Annotated in this window: 19 protein-coding genes; 5 read left to right on the top strand and 14 right to left on the bottom strand. The window is 60.8% G+C overall.

The genetic code is table 11. The annotated features are described in order from the left end of the window. Positions 1-62: 62 nt before the first annotated feature. The 3 genes from BLV61_RS29070 to BLV61_RS29060 all read right to left on the bottom strand — a co-directional run bounded on the left by BLV61_RS29070 (position 63) and on the right by BLV61_RS29060 (position 4,129). Positions 63-1,643, bottom strand: a complete 1,581-nt coding sequence (locus BLV61_RS29070; protein WP_090469268.1) for an aldehyde dehydrogenase (NADP(+)) — start codon at positions 1,641-1,643, stop codon at positions 63-65. 10 nt (positions 1,644-1,653) lie between these two features. Beyond that, positions 1,654-2,646 carry an AraD1 family protein gene (gene araD1 / locus BLV61_RS29065; protein ID WP_047528362.1) on the bottom strand — a complete coding sequence of 331 codons (993 nt, stop codon included), beginning with the start codon at positions 2,644-2,646 and terminating at the stop codon, positions 1,654-1,656. Positions 2,647-2,806: 160 nt separating this feature from the next. Next, the gene (locus BLV61_RS29060) at positions 2,807-4,129 is read right to left on the bottom strand and encodes an MFS transporter (RefSeq protein ID WP_090469265.1); all 1,323 of its coding nucleotides are present in this window, start codon (positions 4,127-4,129) and stop codon (positions 2,807-2,809) included. A gap of 193 nt (positions 4,130-4,322) precedes the next feature. On the opposite strand from BLV61_RS29060, the gene BLV61_RS29055 reads away from it, so the two are divergent. Both BLV61_RS29055 and BLV61_RS29050 read left to right on the top strand, forming a co-directional pair. Beyond that, complete coding sequence (locus BLV61_RS29055) at positions 4,323-6,059, top strand: IlvD/Edd family dehydratase (RefSeq protein WP_011334608.1); 1,737 nt, start codon at positions 4,323-4,325, stop codon at positions 6,057-6,059. Between the two features lie 197 nt (positions 6,060-6,256). After that, on the top strand, positions 6,257-6,976 hold the full coding sequence (locus BLV61_RS29050) for a FadR/GntR family transcriptional regulator (protein ID WP_047528355.1): 720 nt from the start codon (positions 6,257-6,259) through the stop codon (positions 6,974-6,976). Between the two features lie 86 nt (positions 6,977-7,062). Here BLV61_RS29050 and BLV61_RS29045 read toward each other — a convergent pair whose 3' ends face one another. From BLV61_RS29045 to BLV61_RS29010, 8 genes are all read right to left on the bottom strand, one after another. Further along, complete coding sequence (locus tag BLV61_RS29045) at positions 7,063-9,447, bottom strand: efflux RND transporter permease subunit (protein WP_047528353.1); 2,385 nt, start codon at positions 9,445-9,447, stop codon at positions 7,063-7,065. A 28-nt stretch (positions 9,448-9,475) separates the two neighbouring features. Continuing rightward, positions 9,476-10,528 carry a WD40/YVTN/BNR-like repeat-containing protein gene (locus BLV61_RS29040; RefSeq protein ID WP_047528352.1) on the bottom strand — a complete coding sequence of 351 codons (1,053 nt, stop codon included), beginning with the start codon at positions 10,526-10,528 and terminating at the stop codon, positions 9,476-9,478. Between the two features lie 606 nt (positions 10,529-11,134). Continuing rightward, positions 11,135-13,792 (bottom strand): aminopeptidase N, encoded by a 2,658-nt coding sequence (gene pepN, locus BLV61_RS29035; RefSeq protein ID WP_090469262.1) that lies wholly within the window; start codon positions 13,790-13,792, stop codon positions 11,135-11,137. Between the two features lie 10 nt (positions 13,793-13,802). Next, complete coding sequence (locus BLV61_RS29030; RefSeq protein ID WP_090469259.1) at positions 13,803-14,633, bottom strand: DUF2797 domain-containing protein; 831 nt, start codon at positions 14,631-14,633, stop codon at positions 13,803-13,805. Continuing rightward, the gene (locus BLV61_RS29025; RefSeq protein ID WP_020799300.1) at positions 14,630-14,890 is read right to left on the bottom strand and encodes a YeaC family protein; all 261 of its coding nucleotides are present in this window, start codon (positions 14,888-14,890) and stop codon (positions 14,630-14,632) included. Before BLV61_RS29025 ends, BLV61_RS29030 begins: the two co-directional genes overlap by 4 nt. A 33-nt stretch (positions 14,891-14,923) precedes the next feature. Next, positions 14,924-15,793, bottom strand: a complete 870-nt coding sequence (locus BLV61_RS29020; protein WP_090469256.1) for a rhomboid family intramembrane serine protease — start codon at positions 15,791-15,793, stop codon at positions 14,924-14,926. Beyond that, entirely contained in the window at positions 15,790-16,761 is a 972-nt protein-coding gene (locus tag BLV61_RS29015; RefSeq protein WP_047528345.1) for a metallophosphoesterase, read from the bottom strand. Before BLV61_RS29015 ends, BLV61_RS29020 begins: the two co-directional genes overlap by 4 nt. Then, complete coding sequence (locus tag BLV61_RS29010; protein WP_047528343.1) at positions 16,761-17,651, bottom strand: NAD(+) kinase; 891 nt, start codon at positions 17,649-17,651, stop codon at positions 16,761-16,763. The genes BLV61_RS29015 and BLV61_RS29010 overlap by 1 nt, the downstream gene beginning before the upstream one ends. Before the next feature lie 115 nt (positions 17,652-17,766). Between BLV61_RS29010 and BLV61_RS29005 the strand changes: the two genes are divergently transcribed. After that, on the top strand, positions 17,767-18,717 hold the full coding sequence (locus BLV61_RS29005; RefSeq protein ID WP_090469252.1) for a DUF1853 family protein: 951 nt from the start codon (positions 17,767-17,769) through the stop codon (positions 18,715-18,717). A gap of 64 nt (positions 18,718-18,781) precedes the next feature. Here the strand turns inward: BLV61_RS29005 and BLV61_RS29000 are convergent, their stop codons facing one another. Further along, a complete protein-coding gene (locus tag BLV61_RS29000; RefSeq protein WP_090469249.1) occupies positions 18,782-20,065 on the bottom strand; it encodes an arsenic transporter in 1,284 nt (427 codons plus the stop codon). Between the two features lie 175 nt (positions 20,066-20,240). Beyond that, positions 20,241-20,801: an NADPH-dependent FMN reductase gene (locus tag BLV61_RS28995; protein WP_047528337.1), complete on the bottom strand. Its 561-nt coding sequence runs from the start codon at positions 20,799-20,801 to the stop codon at positions 20,241-20,243. 182 nt (positions 20,802-20,983) lie between these two features. Here BLV61_RS28995 and BLV61_RS28990 point away from each other — a divergent pair, with 182 nt between their 5' ends. Both BLV61_RS28990 and BLV61_RS28985 read left to right on the top strand, forming a co-directional pair. After that, complete coding sequence (locus BLV61_RS28990; protein WP_047528335.1) at positions 20,984-21,220, top strand: hypothetical protein; 237 nt, start codon at positions 20,984-20,986, stop codon at positions 21,218-21,220. An 89-nt stretch (positions 21,221-21,309) separates the two neighbouring features. Next, positions 21,310-22,203 carry a LysR substrate-binding domain-containing protein gene (locus BLV61_RS28985; protein WP_090469246.1) on the top strand — a complete coding sequence of 298 codons (894 nt, stop codon included), beginning with the start codon at positions 21,310-21,312 and terminating at the stop codon, positions 22,201-22,203. On the opposite strand, the gene BLV61_RS28980 is transcribed toward BLV61_RS28985, so the two are convergent. Further along, on the bottom strand, positions 22,169-22,783 hold the full coding sequence (locus tag BLV61_RS28980) for a GNAT family N-acetyltransferase (protein ID WP_047528331.1): 615 nt from the start codon (positions 22,781-22,783) through the stop codon (positions 22,169-22,171). The genes BLV61_RS28985 and BLV61_RS28980 overlap by 35 nt on opposite strands. Positions 22,784-22,791: the final 8 nt, after the last annotated feature.

Below are 22,791 nucleotides of genomic sequence, written 5' to 3'. Positions count from 1 at the left end.
TCAGTCAACTGACACAGCGCAATCGCGGGCAAGCCCGCTCCCACAGAGACTGTAACCAGCGGTTAGATTGCGTCCCGTGACGGCTTGCCATCCACCAGCCGTTGAATGCCCAGCGGATTGGCGTTTTTCAACGCGTCCGGCAGCAGGCTGTCCGGGTAATTCTGGAAGCACACCGGACGCAAGAAGCGGTCGATGGCCAGGGTCCCGACCGACGTGCCGCGAGCGTCCGAAGTCGCCGGATACGGCCCGCCATGCACCATCGATTCACACACCTCGACACCGGTCGGATAGCCGTTGAGCAGGATTCGTCCGACCTTCTGCTCCAGCAAGTCCGTGAGCTCACCGAACTGCTCAAAGTCCGCCTGTTCGCCCATGATGGTCGCGGTCAACTGACCGTGCAGCCCATTCAAGGCCGCGTGCAGTTGTGCCTGATCAGCCACTTCCACCACCACAGTGGTCGGGCCAAACACTTCCTCTTGCAGCACCTCGTCGCCATTGATCAGCAAGCTGACATCGGCCTTGAACAATTGCGGCTGCGCCTGGCGTCCTTGCTGCGCACTCCCCGCCAGATGCTCGATGCCCGGATGACCTAAAAGCTTCTGCAGGCCCTTGCCGTAGCTGCCCAGGGTTCCGGCGTTGAGCATGGTTTGCGCCGGTTGATCGGCCATCAAGTCCGTCAGCAATTGCAGGAACACCGTGAACTGCGGCGAACGAATGCCAATCACCAGGCCCGGGTTGGTGCAGAACTGGCCGCAACCCTGCACCACCGAAGACGTCAGGCCACGGGCGATGGCTTCCGTGCGCACGTGCAACGCCTGTGGCAGCACGATCACCGGGTTGATGCTCGACATTTCAGCGAACACCGGTATCGGTTGTGGACGCGCCGCCGCCATGTCGCACAGCGCCCTGCCCCCCTTGAGCGAACCGGTGAAGCCCACCGCCTGAATCGCCGGATGCTTGACCAGTGCCTCGCCGACGCCACCGCCATAGATCATGTTGAACACACCGGCCGGCATCGCGGTTTTTTCCGCCGCGCGGATGATTGCATCGGCCACCTGCTCGGCCGTGGCCATGTGTCCACTGTGGGCCTTGAACACCACCGGACAACCGGCGGCCAGTGCCGAGGCGGTATCGCCACCAGCCGTGGAAAACGCCAGGGGAAAATTGCTGGCACCGAACACCGCCACCGGCCCCAGGCCGATACGGTACTGGCGCAGATCAGGGCGCGGCAACGGCTGGCGTTCAGGCAGCGCCTGGTCGATGCGCGCACCGTAGAAGTCGCCGCGCCGCAGCACCTTGGCGAACAATCGCATCTGGCCGCTGGTGCGGCCACGCTCGCCGATAATCCGTGCTGCTGGCAGCGCGGTTTCACGGCAAACCACCGTCACGAACTCGTCACCCAGGGCATCGAGCTCATCGGCGATGGCCTCGAGAAACTGTGCGCGACGCTCGGCGCTCAAGCGGCGATAAGCCGGGTATGCCGCTGCCGCCGCCTTGGCGGCAGCCTCGACTTCTGCCGGTGTGGCCTGGAAGAAATCGTGGGGCAATGCCTCGCCCGTTTCGGCATCGACACTCTGCAGTTTGACGGTGCCCAACGCGCTGCGCTGGCCGCCGATGTAGTTGTGGCCAAGAATCCGGGTCATGGGTAACTCCTCACAATGTGCCGACGGAGCCGGGTTCGAATGCCGCTTCGACCGGCGTGATGCCATTGATCAATGGCGCGCCGAATTCGGCCTGACTGATTTCGAACACATCACCGGGACGGGTGCGCACGCCATCGGCGAACGACAGGGTCGCGGTGCCGAAAAAGTGAATGTGCACGTCCCCCGGGCGCAGGAACTGGCTGTACTTGAAATGGTGGAACTCCAGGTTGGCCAGGCTGTGGCACATGTTCGCCTCGCCACTGAGGAACTCGTTCTGCCACAGCACTTCACCGTCGCGCAGGATGCGGCTGGTGCCAGCCAGATGCTGCGGCAGATCGCCGACTCGCAGTTCCGGCCCGTAACTGCAACTGCGCAATTTCGAGTGGGCCAGGTACAGGTAGTTCTTGCGCTCCATCACGTGGTCGGAGAACTCGTTGCCCACGGCAAAACCAAGGCGATAGGGTTTGCCATCGTGACCGATGACGTACAGGCCGCTGATTTCAGGTTCTTCACCGGCATCTTCGGCGAACGGCGGCAACGGGAACGGCTGGCCCGGACGCACGACGATGCTGCCGTCGCCCTTGTAGAACCATTCAGGCTGTACGCCGGCCTGACCCGCCGCGGGCTGACCGCCCTCCACGCCCCATTTGAAGATGCGCATGGTGTCGGTCATCGACGCTTCGTCACCGGCTTGCTGGTGCATTTTGTCCCGGGCCGAAGCGCTGCCCAGGTGCGTCAGACCGGTGCCGCTGACCAGCATGTGCGCCGGGTCCGGATGATCCAGCGGCGGCAGGATACGCAATTGTGCCAGCAGTTCGGCGTAGTCATGGCTGATCCCCAGCCCGAGGCTTTTCACTTGCTGCTCAAGGTTGACCCCGGCTTCGATCGCCGCCAGTGCCAGGTCACGAACCGTGTGCGCATCCTGCACCTCGTGTACCAGCCCTTGTTCGACCACGCCAACCCGGCGCTCGCCGTTTCTCAATTCGAATTGAACCAAACGCATGAACTTTCTCCTGTAAACACAGAACTTGGGCACACCTGACTCCCTGTGGGAGCGGGCTTGCCCGCGATGACGGCAGCACATTCAATATTCATGTGCCAGATAGATTGCTATCGCGGGCAAGCCCGCTCCCACAGGGATAGTGGTGATTTGCATTTATGGGTCAGGTGCGGGTTGCCCCACGCGCACTGGCGGCAAATTCGTCGGCCGGCAGTACATGCTTGCGTTCCAGCAGGCGATAGACCACGCCGGTCAGCACCAGGCCGAACAGCATGACGCCGGACAGGAAGTACAAACCCGAGGCCAGGTTGCCGGTGTATTCCTTGAGCGCCCCGATCACGAACGGGCCGATGTAGCCGCCGAGGTTGCCCACCGAGTTGATCAAGGCAATCCCCGCCGCCGCGCTGGCACCGGCAAAGAAACGGCCCGGCAAGGTCCAGAAAATCGCCGTGCAGGAAAACAGCGCAAATGCCACCAGGCAAAGCGCCGCCAACTGCAACACCGGTACCGACAGCCAGGCGCTGAAGAACAAGCCGATGGCACCCAATACGTAAAGCACCGCGAGGTGGCCGTAGCGATCGTTCAGACGGTCGGAACTGCGCGGGATGATCAGCAAGCCGATGATCCCGAAGATGTAGGGCACCGAGGACACGAAACCGGTCACCAGGTCACTGCCGCCAAACTGCTTGATCAGCGTCGGCAGCCACAGGCCCAGGCCATAAATGCTCAGCGTTACCGGCAGGTAGAACAGCGCCAGCAGCAACACGCGCTTGTCCTTGAGGGCGTGCAACGGGTTGCCATGGCGGGTCTGGCCGTACTGTTCCAGGTCTTTTTCCAGCTCGCCGGTCAGCCAGGCCTTCTCGGCCGGGTCCATCCATTTCACCTGTTGCGGGCCGTCAGGCAGATAACGCAGCACCGGCCAAGTCAGCAGGATCGCCGGGGTGCCAATGACGATGAACAGCCATTGCCAGCCATGCAGTCCGAGCACGCCGTCCATGCCGAGCAAACCGCCGGACACCGGGCCGGTGATCATCATCGCGATGGGTTGGGACAGGATGAACAGCCCGAGGATCTTGCCGCGATGGCGAACCGGGAACCACTGGGTGATGTAGTAGAGAACGCCCGGAAAGAACCCGGCTTCGGCCGCACCGAGCAGGAAACGCATCACATAGAAGCTGTTCGGCCCCTGGACGAAGGCCATGCCGATGGTGATGGCGCCCCAAGTGATCATGATCCGCGCGAACCAGCGCCGAGCACCGAAGCGGTCGAGCATCAGGTTGCTGGGGATTTCCAGCAGGAAGTAACCAATGAAGAACAGCCCGGCGCCCATTCCGTAAGCCGCATCGCCAAGGCCGATGTCGGCGCCCATGTGCAATTTGGCGAAGCCCACGGCAGAGCGATCCACATAGGCGATCAGGTACAGCAGGATCAGGAAGGGAATCAGTTTCAGCGTGATGCGGCGAATAAGCCGCAGTTCCTGGCTCATGAGATCGGTCTCCGATTGTTGTTTTTATAGAAACTCGGGAGACGCCTCTCACGGAAAACCGTCAGGGCCATCCCTCCGTTGAAATCGACTATATAGTAATACTATTTACTCAACAACACTTCCAAACACGGCAATTTGAGCTTATGTTAGGCACAAGCTTGAACAATATAGTCATACAATAAGAGAATCGATCATGTCTGATAAGAAACCCACCCTGCGCTCCGCCCAATGGTTTGGCACGGCCGACAAGAACGGCTTCATGTACCGCAGCTGGATGAAGAATCAGGGCATCGCCGACCACCAGTTCCATGGCAAGCCGATCATCGGCATCTGCAACACCTGGTCGGAACTGACTCCTTGTAACGCGCATTTCCGCCAGATTGCCGAGCACGTCAAACGCGGAGTGATCGAGGCCGGTGGCTTCCCCGTGGAATTCCCGGTGTTCTCCAACGGCGAATCGAACCTGCGCCCAACCGCCATGCTCACCCGCAACCTGGCGAGCATGGACGTGGAAGAAGCCATTCGTGGCAACCCGATTGACGGCGTGGTGCTGCTGACCGGCTGCGACAAAACCACCCCGGCGCTGTTGATGGGCGCGGCCAGTTGCGACGTGCCGGCCATCGTCGTCACGGGCGGGCCGATGCTCAACGGCAAGCACAAGGGCAAAGACATTGGCTCGGGCACCGTGGTCTGGCAGCTCAGCGAACAGGTCAAGGCCGGCACCATCACCATCGACGATTTCCTCGCGGCCGAGGGTGGCATGTCCCGCTCGGCCGGCACCTGCAACACCATGGGCACCGCCTCGACCATGGCCTGCATGGCGGAAGCACTCGGCACTTCCCTGCCCCACAACGCGGCGATTCCAGCGGTGGATGCGCGTCGTTATGTCCTGGCACACATGTCCGGCATGCGCGCCGTGGAAATGGTCCGCGAAGACCTGAAACTGTCGAAAATCCTGACCAAGGAAGCCTTCGAAAACGCCATTCGCGTCAACGCCGCCATTGGCGGTTCGACCAACGCCGTGATTCACCTCAAAGCCATTGCCGGCCGCATCGGCGTGGAACTGGATCTCGACGACTGGACCCGCATCGGGCGCGGCATGCCGACCATCGTTGACCTGCAGCCCTCCGGGCGCTTCCTGATGGAAGAGTTCTACTACGCCGGTGGTTTGCCGGCGGTGCTGCGCCGTCTCGGCGAGGCCAATCTGATCCCGAACCCGAATGCCTTGACCGTCAACGGCAAGTCCATCGGCGAGAACACCAAGGACGCGCCGATCTACGGTGAAGATGAGGTGATCCGCACCCTCGACAACCCGATTCGGGCCGACGGCGGCATCTGCGTGTTGCGCGGCAATCTGGCGCCCCTCGGCGCGGTCCTCAAGCCTTCTGCGGCCACACCGGAATTGATGCAACATCGCGGACGCGCGGTGGTGTTCGAGAACTTCGACATGTACAAGGCGCGGATCAACGACCCGGAGCTGGACGTCGACGCCAACTCGATCCTGGTCATGAAAAACTGCGGCCCCAAGGGTTATCCAGGCATGGCCGAAGTCGGCAACATGGGCCTGCCGGCCAAACTGCTGGCCCAGGGCGTGACCGATATGGTGCGTATTTCCGATGCACGCATGAGCGGCACCGCGTATGGCACCGTTGTCCTGCACGTAGCGCCGGAAGCGGCTGCGGGCGGCCCCCTGGCGGCGGTGAAGGAAGGCGACTGGATCGAACTCGATTGCGCCAGCGGCCGCCTGCACCTGGACATTCCGGACGCCGAACTGGCGGCGCGCATGGCGGATCTGCAACCGCCGCAGCAACTGTTGGTGGGTGGTTATCGCCAGCTGTACATCGACCATGTCTTGCAGGCGGATCAGGGTTGCGACTTCGATTTCCTGGTCGGCTGCCGTGGGGCTGAAGTGCCACGTCACTCCCACTAACCCCGCCCCCTGCAGGAGCGAGCCTGCTCGCGATGAACTGGAAGGCGACGCGTGCTTTCAGACAGCACGCGTGATCGTTCACGTCCATCGCGAGCAGGCTCGCTCCTACAGTCGCTATACGCCACTCTAGCGACCGTCACCCACCGCGCCTGCTATCATGCCCGGCATCTCCATCGCACAGGACCGCGCCGTTCCCCATGGACTACCGCAAACCCTCCGACCGCAAAAGCATGCATTCGCGCATCGTCCAGGAACTGGGCATGCAGATCGTCTCCGGACGCTTCAAGCCCGATGACAAACTGCCCGCCGAAGCTCTGTTGTGTGAGGAATATGCCGTCAGCCGGCCGGTGTTGCGCGAAGCCACTCGGGTGCTGGTCGCCAAAGGCCTGGTGTATTCCCGTCCACGGGTCGGCACCGTGGTCAAACCGCGCAAAGACTGGCACATGCTTGATCCGGACGTGCTGCATTGGCTGATGCAAAGCAGTCCACAGAACCAGTTCTTCGATCTGCTGACCAGCGTGCGCAGCATCATCGAACCGGCCGCCGCCGCACTGGCCGCGCAATTCGCCACGGAGGCCGATATCGCGTCCATCGGTGAGGCCTACCAACGCATGGAAGCCGCGCCGACGCCGGAAGCGCTGTTGCAACCGGACCTGGACTTCCACAGCCGCATCGCCGACGCAACCCACAACGACTTGCTGGCCAACCTGTGCAACATGCTCTCGGTGGCCATTGCCGAAGCGCTGAAGCACTCGAACCAGCGGCCCAACCTGCATGAACTGGCGCTGCCACGGCACAAGGCGATTTTGACCGCCATCGAAAATCGCGATGCGCTGGGTGCACGACATGCGACCCTGGTACAACTCGACGATGCGCGTAACGCATTGAATGTGGTGCTGGGCAGCGATCCTGCCTGATCACCGAAGAACCCTGTGGGGGCTGGTGTGAATGTGAGAAATAAAAAAGCCGCAACCAGGGTTGCGGCTTTTTCATTTCAACTGGATCAGTGAGCAAACAGCGAATTGCCCTTCTGCCCCGCCAGTTTCTCAGGCTTGATCAGGAAGCGTGCCAGCGCTGGCAGCAGCCAGAGTGCACCGAACATGTTCCAGAGCAGCATGAAGGTCAGCATCAGCCCCATGTCGGCCTGGAACTTGATGGCCGAGAAGATCCAGGTGCACACGCCGATGGCCAGGCACAGACCGGTGAACAGTACGGCCTTACCGGTGGACTTTAGCGTCTGGTAGTACGCCTCTTGCAGCGGCAGGCCGGCACGCAGGAAGCTTTCCAGGCGACTGTAGATGTAGATGCCGTAGTCCACGCCAATCCCCACCCCGAGCGCCACGACCGGCAGGGTCGCGACTTTCACGCCGATGCCCATGAAGGCCATCAGGGCGTTACCAAGCACCGATGTCAGCACCAGCGGCAGCACGATACACAAGGTCGCCGCCCAGGAACGGAAGGTGATCATGCACATGGTCGCCACGCAGATGTAGACCAGGATCAGGATGGTCAGCTCGGATTCCTTGATCACCTCGTTGGTGGCCGCCTCGATACCGGCGTTACCGGCGGCGAGGATGAATTCCAGACCCTCCTTGTTGTTTGCCTTGGCGAACTCCTGCACCGCATGCACGGCGCGATTCAGGGTTTCGGCCTTGTGATCGTTGAGGAACACCAGTACCGGCGCCAGGGAACAACTGTTGTTGTACAGACCATCGGCCCGGGCAATGGAGTTGTTCAGCACGTCCGGGTTACGCGACAGGGTTTCCCACTTCAGGTTGCCCTCGTTCATGCCCTTGATCATTTGCTTGGACACAGTCACCAGGGAAATCGCCGACTGCACGCCCTCGGTGTTCTGCATCTTCCACATCAGTTCGTCGATCGGTGCCATGGCTTCGTAGCGCGAGCAGCCTTCGGCCTTGGTCTTGACCATCACCACCAACACATCGGAGCTGGTGGAGTAGTTGCTGATGATGAAGTTGTTGTCCTTGTTGTAACGCGAGTCCGGACGCAGCTCCGGCGCCCCTTGGTCGAGGTCACCGATTTTCAGGTTCTGGCTGTACCAGAGGCCGCCACCGAAGGCGATCAGTGCCAGCAGGACGGACACCGGCGCGACTTTGGCGCTGGCAAAATTGGCCAGCAGACGCCAGAACGGGTGTTCGCGGTGAGCATCCTTCTTGCTGCGTTCCACGGCGCGCTTGCTGATGCCGACGTAGGAGATCGCCACCGGCAGCAGGATCAGGTTGGTGAACACGATCACCGCCACGCCGATCGACGCGCCAATGGCCAGCTCGCGGATCACGCCGATGTCGATGATCAGCAACGTGATGAACCCCACCGCATCCGCGAGGATCGCGATCATCCCCGGCAGGAACAGTTGGCGGAAGGTGCGGCGCGCAGCAGTCAGGGCGTTGTCCGCATCGCTGGATTGCAGGGCAATGCCGTTGATCTTCTGTACGCCATGGGAAATACCAATGGCGAAGATCAGGAACGGCACCAGCATCGAGTAGGGATCAAGCCCGAAGCCGAAGAAGTGCATCAACCCGAGCTGCCAGACCACCGCCACCAGCGTCGTACTCAACACGGCCACCGTACTGCGCATGCAGTTGGTGAACCAGTACAGCAGGATCAGCGTGATGACGAAGGCGATGCCGAAGAACATCACCACCATCACCAGGCCATCGATCAGGTCGCCCACTTTCTTGGCGAAGCCGACGATGTGGATCTTGATGTTGGGGTTCTGCGCCTCGAACTTGTTACGGATCTTGTCTTCGAGTTCGTGGGAAAACTTGCGGTAGTCCAGCGCCAGCAACTTGCCCTGGTCCTGCGGGTCCGGGTAGGCCTCCAGCAGCGGGATGTCGACGATGCTCGACTTGAAATCGTTGGACACCAGGCGCCCGACCTGTCCGGACTTGAGCACGTTGTTGCGCAGCAAGTCGAGGCTGGCCTGGGAGCCGTTATAACTCTGCGGAATCACCTCACCACCGGCGAAGCCCTCCTCGGTCACTTCGGTCCAGCGCACGCTCGGGCTCCACAGCGACTTCAGGCCGGAACGGTCGACGCCGGAGATGTAGAACACCTCGTCGTTGATCTGACGCAGGGTCTCCATGTATTCCTTGGAGAAGATGTCACCGTCGGTGGCTTCCACGGAAATCCGCACGGTGTTGCCCAGGTTCGCCAGATCGTTGCGGTGCTCCATCATCTTTTGAATGAACGGATGCTCGAGCGGGATCATTTTCTCGAAGCTGGTGGATGGCCGGATCAGCGTCGCCTGCCAGAACAGGAAGATGCTGACCAGCAGGCAGATCGTGATCACTGCCGGGCGGTTGTTGAAGATCAGGCGCTCAAGAAACGTCGCCTTGTCCTGATGATGAGTGCTCAAGGAAGTCATAGCCCCGCCTTCTTATTATTAACCCGGCTCATTTGCCCAGCTCGGCGCCGTTTGGCGAAGTGGCGTGAACGCCGCCCTGTCCGGTCAGAATCAGATTGCCATTCCCGGCGGCAGCGACCGACGAGAGGGAAATGCGATCCCGACGATTGAATACGCTGAAAGTCTCGCCGTTGTCGCTGCTGCTGATCACCGAACCGCCGTTGCCGACGATCACGATCGAACCGTCATCGAGCAGCGTGCCGCCGGACAGACCGAATTCCAGGTCTCCGCGTTCAGCCTTGAGTTCGATTTGCTGCCAGGTGCTGCCGAAATCGGTGGAGCGATAGAGATTGCCGCGCAGCCCGTAAGCCAGCAGCGTATTGGCCTGTGCGGTGCCGAGCACTCCAAACAGCGAGCCCTGGTACGGGCCTTCGAGTTTTTCCCAGGTCTGGCCCCCATCGGCGGAGCGGAACATGCTGCCCTGCTCGCCAACGATGAACAGCCCGGCATCCTTGACCGCCGTGATGGCGTTGAGATGGTACTGGTCTTCGTTGTCCAGGCGATCGCTGGCGTCTTCCCAGTGTTTGCCGCCGTCGGTGGTTTCCATCAACGCCCCATAGGCGCCCACAGCAAAGCCACTGTTGACGTCCTTGAACCAGACATCGAGCAGCGGCGATTCGCGTTTGAGATCTTCGAATTGCTTGGTCCAGGTGACGCCACCGTCCTCGCTGGCGAGGATCTGCGCGTCATGACCGACGGCCCAACCGTGCTTGTCATCGACAAAAAACACCGATGTCAGCAGTTGCCGGGTGGGCACCTTGGCCTGAAGCCAGGTCGTACCTTTGTCGTCGGAATACAGGATGTGCCCGCGATCCCCGACCGCCACCAGGCGCGGGCCGGCGTGCACGACATCGAGTATCAGGCTTTTACTGGCCTTGGCCGATTCAACGGAATAAACAACGTCGGATGCCGGCGCGTCTGCGGCCAGCACGGGTGCCGACGCCACGGCACAGCCAAACAGCGAGAGCGCTGTGGCCAGCAACGCGAATTTGCGTAATGCCGGCGGGCGGCAAATACCCACACCCATGACAGGCTCACTCATAGACCATCCCCCATTATTATTGTTAGGTCATTCAACCTTTCAGGGCGCCGACAGGGTGCTCGTTGTGATTGGCTATTTCGGAGCATAGTCCCGAAACCCGCAATCCAGAGCCCCTTCGGAAGCTGGCTTATCCTATCGGTGTTTTTGAAGGGCTGACAATCGACGGCACGTTATGTTTTGTTAACTGCAGGGCTAACGGGTGCAGGTGAATGAGGGGGTATCAGGAAGGATGATGATGCCTGGGCCGACATCATCGCGAGCTGCATCCTGCAGGGTGATGTGACGCCATACCTGTAGGAGCGAGGCTTCTCGTGATGGACTCAAGTGCGCCGCGTTTATCCAGGTTACACGCGTTATCGTTGACGACCATCGCCAGCAGGCTGGCTCCTACAGGGGGATGTAACGCCATACCTGTAGAGCGAGCCGGCTCCGGGCGGCGTTCCGACGATGGACTCAAGTGCGTCGCGTTTATCCAGGCCGCAGGCGTTATCGTTGACGACCATCGCCAGCAGGCTGGCTCCCACAAGGATCAGGCTGAACCCTGTGGAAGCGAGCTTGCTGGCAATCAAGGCATCGCGGAGTACATGGCACTCCGCGCAAAAGGCATCACGCCAGGCTTTTGCTGACCACTTCAAACACATCGCTGGACAGTTGACCCGAAGCACGGATGCGCTCCAGTTCGCCTTTCATCAACGCCTGACGGGCGCTGTCGTATTTGCGCCAGCGGGTCAACGGTGCCAGTTGGCGAGACGCGATCTGCGGATTGAAGCCGTTCAACTCGATCACCAGGTCTGCCAGGAAGCGATACCCGGAACCGTCGGCCGCATGGAAGTTGATGAGGTTTTGCCCCGCGAATGCGCCCACCAGTGCCCGCACCTTGTTCGGGTTCTTGATGTTGAACGCCGGATGCTGCATCAACGCCTTGACCCGCGCCAGGCCGCCCGGCAACACACTGCCGGCCTGGACACTGAACCACTGATCCATGACCAGCGGGTTGTCCTTGAAGTGCTCGGCAAAACTGGCCAGTGCCTTGGCCTTCTGCTCTTCGAACGGCGAGTTGACCAACACCGCGAGTGCGGTCAGGCGCTCGGTCATGTTGTCGCAGGTGTCGAACTGCTCCAGGGTCGCCGCCAGGACTTCAGGCTTGCCGCTGAGCATCAGGTACGACAACGCAATGTTTTGCAGCGCACGGCGAGCGAAATGCTCGGCTTCGGCCACATACGGGGTTTGCTTCGACAGCTCGCGGTTAGCCTGATAACGCAGCCACAGGCCTTCGAACAACGCTTCGGCCAGTTGCTTGCGGGCAAACTCGCGGGCGATGTGAATGGCCTCGACGTCGGCCACTTCACTGATTTCGGTCAGGTAGGCTTCGCTTGGCAGCGAGAGCATTTCCGCGACCATCGCTTGATCCAGTGACTCGTCGGACAGCACGGTGCGCAAGGCCGAAACCAGACGCTGATCGAGCACCAGCGCTTCGCCCTTCTGCTGCTGGGCAATCAGTTCCTGCAGCACTTGTACCGACAATTGCTGGCCGGCATCCCAACGATTGAACCCGTCGCTGTCGTGCTGCATCAGGAACATCAACTGGTCGCGGTTGTACGGGAAGCTCAGCTTCACCGGCGCCGAGAAGCCACGCAGCAGCGAAGGCAGCGGCTGTTCTGCGATGTCGACGAAGGTGAAGGTCTGCTCGGCTTCGGTCACGGAAAGGACACGGGTAGCGCCCTGGGCGCTGGCTTCGCCCTGTAGGCGCAAGGCCATTTCGTTGCCCTGGCTGTCCAGCAGGCCCAGTTCGACCGGGATCACGAACGGCAGCTTCTCGACCTTGTCCGGGGTTTCCGGGCAGCTCTGGCGGAAGGTCAGGCTGTAGGTCCGGGCCGCTGCGTCGTAGGACTCGCTCACCGCCAGACGTGGGGTGCCCGCCTGGCTGTACCAGCGCTTGAACTGGGTCAGGTCGACGCCGTTGGCATCTTCCATGGCCTTGATGAAGTCGTCGCAGGTCACGGCCTGACCGTCGTGGCGTTCGAAGTACAGGTCGCTGCCTTTACGGAAACCTTCGGCACCGAGCAAGGTATGGATCATCCCGACCACTTCCGAACCCTTTTCGTACACGGTCAGGGTGTAGAAGTTGGAAATCTCGATGAAGCTGTCCGGGCGCACCGCGTGGGCCATGGGGCCGGCGTCTTCGGCGAACTGGTGCGTGCGCAGGTACGCCACGTCCTGGATGCGCTTGACCGTGGCCGAGTTCATGTCGGCGGAGAAATGCGAATCGCGGAAAACCGTGAAACCTTCCTTGAGCGACAACTGGAACCAGTCGCGGCAGGTCACGCGGTTGCCCGACCAGTTGTGGAAGTATTCGTGCGCAACGATCGCCTCGACCCGCTGGTGCGCGGCGTCGGTGGCGGTTTCGGCCCGGGCCAGCACGGCGCTGGAGTTGAAGATATTGAGGCCCTTGTTCTCCATGGCGCCCATGTTGAAGTCGTTCACGGCGACGATCATGAAGATGTCCAGATCGTATTCGCGACCGTAGACCTCTTCATCCCAACGCATGGATTTCTTCAGGCTGTTCATGGCGTGCTGGCATTTGTCGATGTTTTCCGGCTCGACGTAAATGCGCAGCGCCACGTTGCGCTTGGTCATGGTGGTGAAGGTGTCTTCGACACACCACAGATCACCGGCCACCAGCGCAAACAGGTACGCCGGTTTCTTGAACGGGTCCTCCCAGGTCGCCCAGTGCCGGCCATCTTCGCCGGGCCCCGAGGCAATCGGGTTGCCGTTGGACAGCAGCACCGGATAGCTGTGCTGCTCGGCGACCACGGTGGTGGTGAACGTGCTCATGACGTCCGGACGGTCGAGGTAATAGGTGATCTTGCGGAAACCTTCGGCCTCGCACTGGGTGCAGAACATCGTGCCGGATTTGTACAGGCCTTCCAGCGCGGTGTTGGTTTCCGGGTGGATCCTGACGCTGGTATCGACCGTGAAGGTGGTACTGGTCGGGTGCAGGGTCAGATGATTCTCGGTCAACTGGTAATCGGCGATGCCCAGCTCGCGATCGGCCAGCGTCACCGACAGCAGTTCCAGTTGTTGACCGTCCAGCACCAACGGCGGCAGGCCCGGACCACGCTCGGGGTTACGGCGCATCACCAGTTGCGCATGGACCAGGCTGTGGTCCTCGAACAACTCGAAGGTCAGGTGCGTTTCGTCGATCAGGTACTCGGGAGCCTGATAGTCCTTGAGGTAGATCATCTTCGGTTGTTCGGTGCGCATGCTGGAGTCCTTACTGATGCACGGCGAGCTGATAAGCCGTGTATTTACGAATGTTGATCACGCCGGTGTCGAAGATCAGGTACTGGCCCTTGATCCCCATCAGCGTGCCTTCGGCAATGGGCTGCTTGTCCAGGTTGAAGCTGACGATCTTGGCCGGATACTGCTCGACCGGGTAGCGGATTTCGAGCGGTTCGACATCGGCGACGGTCTGAATCGCCTGCAGGCCGAACCGTTGCTGCAAGCCTTGCAGCCCCTCGGCGCAGCTGTCGAACAACTGGTCGCGAACTTCTGCCAGGTTCACCGGCACCGCATCACCCTTGAGCAGCGCGCGCCAGTTGGTCTTGTCCGCCACCTGACTGCGGAACAGGTCCTCGACAAAGCCTGATTGCTGGCGGGTCGACACGCGCATGATCGGCAAGGCCTGGCTGGCGCCCTGGTCGATCCAGCGGGTCGGCAGCTGGGTGGCACGGGTGATCCCGACTTTCACTCCGGAAGAGTTCGACAGGTAGACGATGTGATCGGTCATGCAGAACTGCTCGCCCCACTGCGGCTCACGGCAAGTGCCGGCGTCGTAATGGCAGCGCTCCGGGCTCATGATGCACACGTCACACTGGGCCAGCTTGGTCATGCAGGGGTAGCAGTAGCCCTGGCTGAAACTGGTTTTGGTCTTGCGTCCGCAATGGGTGCAGTGGATCGCCCCCAGGTATTCCAGGCGAACCGTGGTGCCAATCAAGGGGTTGACCGGTACCTCGACGTCGCCCAGACGAAATGCGTATTGCACGTTCGGCCCGTCCAGGCGCGCCGACATTTTACTGATTGCACCGCGGCCAATCTCGATCAATGGATGGCATCCGACTTGAACAGGATATTGGGCACTTGAATCGATTTGGAGCTGCACTCCTGCGGCCCCATGTAGCCAGTACGCTCTTCTTCGGGCAGGTTCTTGATTTCCCAGGCGATCATCGCTTGCAGCGACAGCTCGCGCTGCTCGGCGGTGAGCTTGCCACCGTCGGACCATTTACCGATTTCCACCGCCAGTTTCAGGCTCTGGTAGATGTCCGGGGTGATGTTTTTGATCATTTCGTTAAAAGAGGACATTGGGTCTCCGCGCTCTCTATGTACATAACTGTTTCAGGCGGCCAGTTTACGGCGGTTGTACAAACCACCCAACAAACCGGTCAGGCATCCGACGAGCAACCCGCCGACGTGGGCCGCGTTGGCGATTTCACCGAAGCCGATCATCGAGACCAGCCCGGACAGGCACAGCAGCAGCCACACCAGCATCATCACCAGTACCCCACGGGGCAGGCGATAAGCGGCGTTCGGCGACAATATCTGGAAAATCCAGCAATGCCCGAGCAGGCCGTACAGCACCCCGGACAAGCCGCCAAACAGGGTCGGGCCGCCGAATACGAACTGGGAAAAATTGGACACGAGGCTGAACAGCAAGGTCAGCCCGATCAAATTGACAGTGCCCTGACGCGATTCGATGCGCCGCCCCAGCTCCCAGTACCACATGCCATTCATGGCCAGGTGCAGGATGCCGAAATGGATCAGCATCGGCGTCACCAGGCGCCACCACTGCCCCGCCGCCAGGCTGTCGGCCAATGGCACGAAGTGGATGTACTCACCGACGACGTGATAATCGAGGAAGGTCAGCCAGCGCATGGTGGCAAGGTTATCGCCCAGCAAGGTCACGACACCGACGAGCAGGCTGAGCAGCAGTATCAGCGCCGTGCCTTTTGCATGCCGAAGCTGCGAGGCGAAGCTCGGCCGGCGAACCGTTCGGGCCACCGGGATGGCCAGTTGCTCATCGGGGTCACCCGCCGGATAGCGTTCGTACAACACCCGGACGTCTTCACTGATGTTCGCCGGCACCCACAACACCTGCTCGCCCGACTCCTCACTGACCCGATGCGGTACCTGCATGCGTTGCAGCAACTTGACGAACCCGCTCAAATCCACCGCCAGCGGCAGTCGCAATACAGCGACATTCGTCATTGCAGTACCTCCGGGCGCTCGACGTCGACCCAGACGAACTTATGCGGATCGAGGCGAGTTTCCTGGTCCAGGCGATAGGCGACGAGTTTGCCGTAGAGCACGGCGCTGTAATCCAGGCACGCGAGGTTCGGACGAATCGGTGCCGGTTTGCCGCTGCGCCAGTAATGACCGACGAACAGCAACGGTTCGTCGATGCCATAGCGCAGCAAGTTGTTTTTCTCGGTTGACGTCAGTGGCGTGCGGGCCACCGGGTCGGGCAAGGCGTCAGGCTGGAACACGATGTCTCCGTAGGTTTGCGGATCGTCTTCCCAGAACTTGGTACGGAAGAACGAGCGTGTCAGGCCATCGCCGCTGGTCATGGTCAGACCATGGGGCAAACGCATGTCGGTGCCGCGCAGCAATCGGTCGAACACGGTGCAGGCGAAGCTGCCCGGCATGGCCGACGCCTGAAGGAAGTGCTCATCGACGCAACCATTGGGGAACAGCGCCCGCAACGGTTCGATCAAACTCGCATCCCAACAGGCATGCACCACCCGGAAACGCCCGGCATCGACGAACAACGGCAGTTCATAGAACCATTGCTGAAAGTCATGCCAGTCCGCCGGATGATGCTCGAACTGGGTCAGGGTTTCCTGGAGCAACCGGGCATGGCGCGGGGTGTGTTCGCGCACGAACTGCTTGCCGCTGCCAGGGAGTGCCGGCGTGCACCAGCCCAACGCGTTGAACTCGTGGTTGCCCATGATGCACAGCGCCTGGCCGGCCTCGACCATGTCGTGGACGATGTGCAGCGCCTCGCGAATCCGCGGGCCGCGGTCGATGATGTCACCGACGAACACCGCCATGCGCGAAGCGTGGCGCCAGACGCCGGCTTGTTTGTGATAACCCAGTCGGTCGAGCAAGTGCTCCAGGGTCAGAGTGCAACCATGCACGTCACCGATCAGGTCGTAGCTACGCGCGGGATCGAGCATCAGTCGCCTCCACCCCCCAACTTGCTGCCCCAGCCGAGTTTGGTTCGGCAGACTTCATAATAGTTGTGGTCGAGCGGGTGAATCAGCCGCAGCTTCTGGGCTTTCTTGCTGACGGTGATGGTGTCGCCGGGCGCACAGGTAAAGTGGTTCTGCCCGTCGCACGAGACTTGCGGGTAAATCTGCATATCCTTGGACACGACGATTTTCAGCTCACTGTTGCCATCGACCACGATTGGCCTGCCTGACAGGGTATGGGGGTACATCGGCACAATCACTATAGCGTCGAGCTTGGGATGCATGATCGGGCCACCCGCGGAAAGCGCATAGGCCGTCGACCCCGTCGGCGTCGCGACGATCAGGCCGTCGGCCTTCTGGCTGCAGACGAACTGGCCATCGATGTACAGCTCGAATTCGATCATCCGTGTGGATTTGCCGGGGTGCAGCACCACGTCATTGAGCGCGTCGCCCTGACCGATGGCCTCGGCGTGGCGCCGGACTTCGGCTTGTAACAGAAAGCGGTTTTCCACCAGATAGTGGCCGTCGAGCACTTCGGCGACCTTGATTTCCAGCTCATCGGGGCGAATGTCAGTCAGGAAACCCAGGCTGCCCCGGTTGATGCCCAGTACCGGAATATTGTGCCTGGCCAGCGCACGGGCCGCGCCCAGCAGGCTGCCATCCCCACCCACCACAATCACCATGTCACAGACTTCGCCGAGCATCTTGCGCGACGAGGTCTGCAGGCCATGGCCCGGCAGGACTTCGGCGATGGTGTCTTCGAGAATCACGTGCAGGTGACGATCGAGCAGAAAGCGTTTCAGTCGGCGGACGGTATCCAGCACCTGAGAACTGCCCAGGCGACCGATGATGCCGATATTGCGAAATTGCTCCATGGGGCTCCTAAGGAAGGGCAGCGACGGCGAAAAGCACGATTATGGGCGAAAGCCGCGGATAGACAAAATCCTTTCAGCCTCAAGGTAGCTTCCGGTTTCGGGCTATGCTCGCAAGATGATCCTATTTCCAGATTTATTGCAGTTACCCCATCAGTTGCGCCACCCCGAAGTGCGCGACCTGGCGTGGGTCATCCTGGCACCGCCGATGCTCAGCGACACCCCGTGGCCGCAGCGCCACCCGCTGGCCGGCAGTGACTGGGTACAGGCGCCGGAACGCCTGCAACACTGGCTGCGACAACTGGACCGGGACAGTTATGACTTGCTGCATTGGCTGGCCCAGGCTCGCACCCGGCGCCTGGGCCTGTACTACGAGCGTCTCTGGCAATATGCCGTGCAGCACGCGCCCGGCATCGAGTTGATTGCCGCCAACATGCCGATTCGTCGCGAAGGCCACACCCTCGGCGAGCTGGACATGCTGCTGCGTGATCGCGACGGCGTGCATCACCTGGAGCTGGCAATCAAGCTGTACCTGGGGCCGCAAAACGGCGACGGCCACGATGCCGCGCAATGGCTCGGCCCCGGCTGCCATGATCGACTGGACCGCAAACTGGCGCACCTTTGCCAGCATCAGTTGCCGATTTCCGCGCGCCCGGAAAGCCGCGAAGTGCTGGAGGCGCTGGATATCCGCGAGTTCAGCGCTCATTTGTGGCTGGGCGGTTATTTGCTTTATCCCTGGCCAGGGAAAGCCACACCCCCCAGGGGTGCGCATCCGCAGCATTTGCGTGGTCGCTGGCTGCACCAAAAGGACTGGGCCGAATTCGCGGCCCAGAGCCCGCCTGGCCGCTGGCAACCCCTGCCCCGCCATGCATGGCTGGCGCCTGCGCACTACCCGGCCGAGCAGACGTGGAGCGCCGAGCAGTTGGACGCGTGGCTGAGCGATCTGGAGCCGCTGGCCCCGGCGCAGTTGCTGGTGCGACTGGTGGAAAATGCCCAAGGCGACTGGGAGGAAGCCGAACGATTGTTTCTGGTGGCGGATCTTTGGCCAGATGTGCCGGGACAGGGTTGATCCGGATTTTATGACAAATGTAGTGGCCCTATCGCGAGCAAGCTCGCGATTGCGGCGACGCGATTTAAACGGACAACCGCACCGCCAGCGCCGCCAAGGTCACCAGCAACACCGGCACGGTCAACACGATCCCGACCTTGAAGTAATACCCCCAGCCAATCCGGATGTTCTTGCGCTCCAGCACATGCAACCACAAAAGTGTCGCCAGACTGCCAATCGGGGTGATTTTCGGGCCCAGATCGCTGCCAATGACGTTGGCGTAGATCATCGCTTCTTTCACCACCCCCGTCGCCTGACTCGCATCAATGGACAGCAGGCCAATCAACACCGTCGGCAGGTTATTCATGATCGATGACAACAACGCCGTCAGCACCCCCGTGCCCAGCGCCGCGCCCCAGACGCCGTATCCGGCGAAAACGTCCAGCCAGCCCGCCAGATACCCGGTCAGCCCGGCGTTACGCAGGCCATAGACCACCAAATACATGCCCAGCGAAAAAATCACGATGTGCCACGGGGCTTCCTTCATGACCTTGCGCGTGGAGATCTTGTGCCCACGGGCAGCGATGGCCAGCAGCAAGGCCGCGCACACCGCCGAGATCGCACTGATCGGAATGCCCAGCGGTTCCAGTGCAAAACAACCGAGCAACAGAATCACCAGCACCGCCCAACCGGCGTAGAACGTTGCCTTGTCGTGAATGGCAGATGCCGGGTGCTCCAGTTGCTCGGGGTCGTAATCCCGGGGAATGTCGCGCCGGAAAAACCACATCAGCACCGCCAGCGTCGCGGCGACGCTGACCAGGTTGACCGGAATCATCACCGCCGCATAGCGGTTGAAACCAATCTTGAAGAAGTCCGCTGAAACGATGTTCACCAGGTTCGACACCACCAATGGCAGGCTCGCGGTATCGGCAATGAAACCGGCCCCCATGACAAACGCCAGGGTTGCCGTCGGCGAAAAGCGCAACGCCAGCAACATGGAAATCACGATGGGCGTCAGTATCAGCGCCGCACCGTCATTGGCGAACAGCGCCGAAACCAGTGCCCCGAGCAGCACCATGTAGGCAAACAACTTTCGTCCATTGCCCCGTCCCCAACGGGCTACATGCAACGCCGCCCAGGCAAACAGCCCGGCTTCGTCCAGCAACAGGCTGATGATGATCAGCGCGACAAAGGTACCAGTGGCGTTCCAGATGATCTGCCACACCAGCGGAATGTCACTCAGGTGCACCACGCCGAAAATCAGCGCCAGCACGGCACCCAGCACCGCGCTCCAGCCGACACCAAGGCCTTTGGGCTGCCAGATCACCAGGGTAATGGTCAGGAGAAAAATCAATGAAGCGGCGAGCATGCGAAACAGCCTTGAGCGAGGGGGCGGACCGGCAGGGATTCTGAAGTAGAGCCGCCGTGCATGGCAACGGCGACGATAGACTCAATACTGTTGTGCCTGCGTGACAGGGAACATGCCTGTCAAGTGAAGCCTGCCCCCTCTGCCACAGAAAAACTCCCTCAGGACACGAACGACCTCAGACTTTCTTGTGCTGCTCCACCCACTGACCATAGGCATTGATGAAGCTCTGCAGGAACGGCTTGACCGACTCCGACAGTTTGCCCGCCTCGTCGAACGCCGAACCGGCACCGCCCAGGTAGGCTTCCGGCTGCTGCATCAACGGCACGTTGAGAAACACCATGGACTGACGCAAGTGATGGTTGGCGCCGAATCCGCCGATCGCACCCGGTGAAACACTGATCACGGCCCCCGGCTTACCGCTCCAGGCACTCTTGCCATAGGGACGCGAACCGACATCGATTGCATTCTTCATCGGTGCCGGCACCGAACGGTTGTATTCCGGCGTGACGAACAGCACTGCGTCGGATGAACTCACTTGTTGTCGGAAACTACTGTAGGCTGCCGGCGGTGTAGCACCATCGATGTCTTCGTTGTAGAGCGGCAGGTCACCGATTTCGACAATGTTCAGCTTGAGATTGGCCGGCGCCAGGTCCGCCAGTGCGAGGGCGACCTTGCGGTTGATCGATTCTTTTCGCAGGCTGCCGACCACTACGGCGACGGTATAGACATTGCTCATGGAAGACTCTCGCTTATCGGTGGGAGGAACCTGAAGTTATAGTTGATCAGATGACGATTCAACCAGTGAACACAGGTATATCTGCGTTCTGATTATTTTTTATACGCAGGAAAACTTACCGTGTTCAGTGACGGTCTACTCCACCGCACATTGAGTGATTTATCTCCAGAGGTTCTAAGCAGATGGCAGCAGTACTCGTCGGTCAGTTCCATGCAAGAGACGCGGAAGGCCGCATTTATTCCGTACATGAGTTCCAGGAATCCACCCCGCCGGCAGACGGCCTGGCAAGCGCGACGCCTGTCACCACGTACAAACTGGCTATTGGCGATCGCGTGAACAAGCTGGATGAAAATGAATTTCTATTGGTGCAGTCGGGCGTCACCATTACCCGCGAGCCGGTAACCAGCACCGCTTCATAACTCGACGTTATGAGCAGGAGTCATAGGCGCAGACTTGGGTTAGGATTCAGTCACTGGCTTCCTCACCCTGCTGAACATGGACTTCACGCATGCGCTTACGCCATATCGAAGTGATCCAGGCGCTCCTGCAGACCGGTCACCTGGGCACCGCCGCCGAATGGCTGCAGTTGCCGGTGACCGAAGTCGAGCGCATATTGCGCGACGCCGAGGATCAACTGGGCTTCATGCTGTTCTCCAGTGTACGCGGGCGCCTGCAAGCCACTCGGGAGGCGCGGGAGCTTCAAGTCGAAATGGCCCGCGTCTACGATGCGCTTGAACCGGTCCAACGCCTGGCCAATAGCCTCAGGCAATACCAGGCCCCGCCCTTACGTATCATTTGTACGCCTCCCCTGGCCCAGCAATTGCTGCCCCAAAGCATTGCGGCTTTGCGCCGACACCTGCCTGACGCGCCCTGCACCCTGCTCAGCCAACCGACCCGCGACATCGTCCGAAGCCTGCTGCTGCGCGAAAGCGATCTGGGCTTGAGCCTGCATGATCCCGATCGCGCCGAGATTGAATGCCAGGTGATTGCCCAGGGCAAACTGCAACTGCTCGCCCCCCACGGCTGGCTGCAACCCAGGCAGAAGTACATTTCCCTGCAGGATCTGGCGGGTCAGGCAATGGTCGGCCTCGAAGGGCATGACCCGCTCAGCCCGGCGCTGGAAAACAAACTGCATGCGCTGCGCCCGGCTCCGGTGATCCACACGCGGGTACAGACTCACCAGATGATGCGCAGCATGGTCGAGGCCGGTGAAGGCCTGGCCATCGTCGACCCCTTCACCGCCCTCGGCGCCAAATCGGCCGGGCTCGATGTCTGTCCGCTGGCGCCTGCGGTGCCGGTCAGTCTCTACGCCTTGAGCTTGAAAAACGGCGAGCCTTCCACCGCCGTTCAGGCCCTGTTGGCGATCATCACGGAACAAGCCGCGGCGATGTTGGCGAACTGATCGGATTTTCCAGCGGATTATCGAACAATCGATACCAGAACAGCGCCACCTCGGCGGTATTGGGGTCGATGCCCCGATAGCGCAGGTGATCGATGCCGCCGATCACATAACCGCAGCGCTCATAAAGACGACAGGCCCCCAGATTGTTGTTCTGGGTTTCCAGCATGATGCCTGGCAGCTTCTTCTTGCGACTCCAGAACTGCGCCACATCCAGCAGTGCCTTGGCCACACCATGGCGCCGGGCGGGCGCATGCACCGCCAGTTCGTCGATATGGGCAAAGCCATTCCAGTTAGTGCTGACCACGATATGGCCGACCGGCTCGTCATCCAGATACGCCATGAAAATCGCACTGTCGACGGCGTCGCGATAACTGCTGAACTCCTCGGGGTCAATGCCATAGCACTTGCGATAGGGCGTGATCGGCGTGATCGCCCATTGCTCCACTGGCTGGCCTATTTCGGGGGTGCCATAGGCGGTGACTTCAAAACTGAAATCACTGCCCCAGATATAGGCGGCAAAAGCTTCGTCGGCGACTCGCACCGACAGCCCTGGGTAAATCGGGTTTATGACCGGTTGCATACTGGGAA

It is taken from the genome of Pseudomonas mohnii (assembly GCF_900105115.1).
Taxonomy (GTDB): domain Bacteria; phylum Pseudomonadota; class Gammaproteobacteria; order Pseudomonadales; family Pseudomonadaceae; genus Aquipseudomonas; species Aquipseudomonas mohnii.
This window is presented reverse-complemented; position numbering and strand designations above follow the sequence as displayed.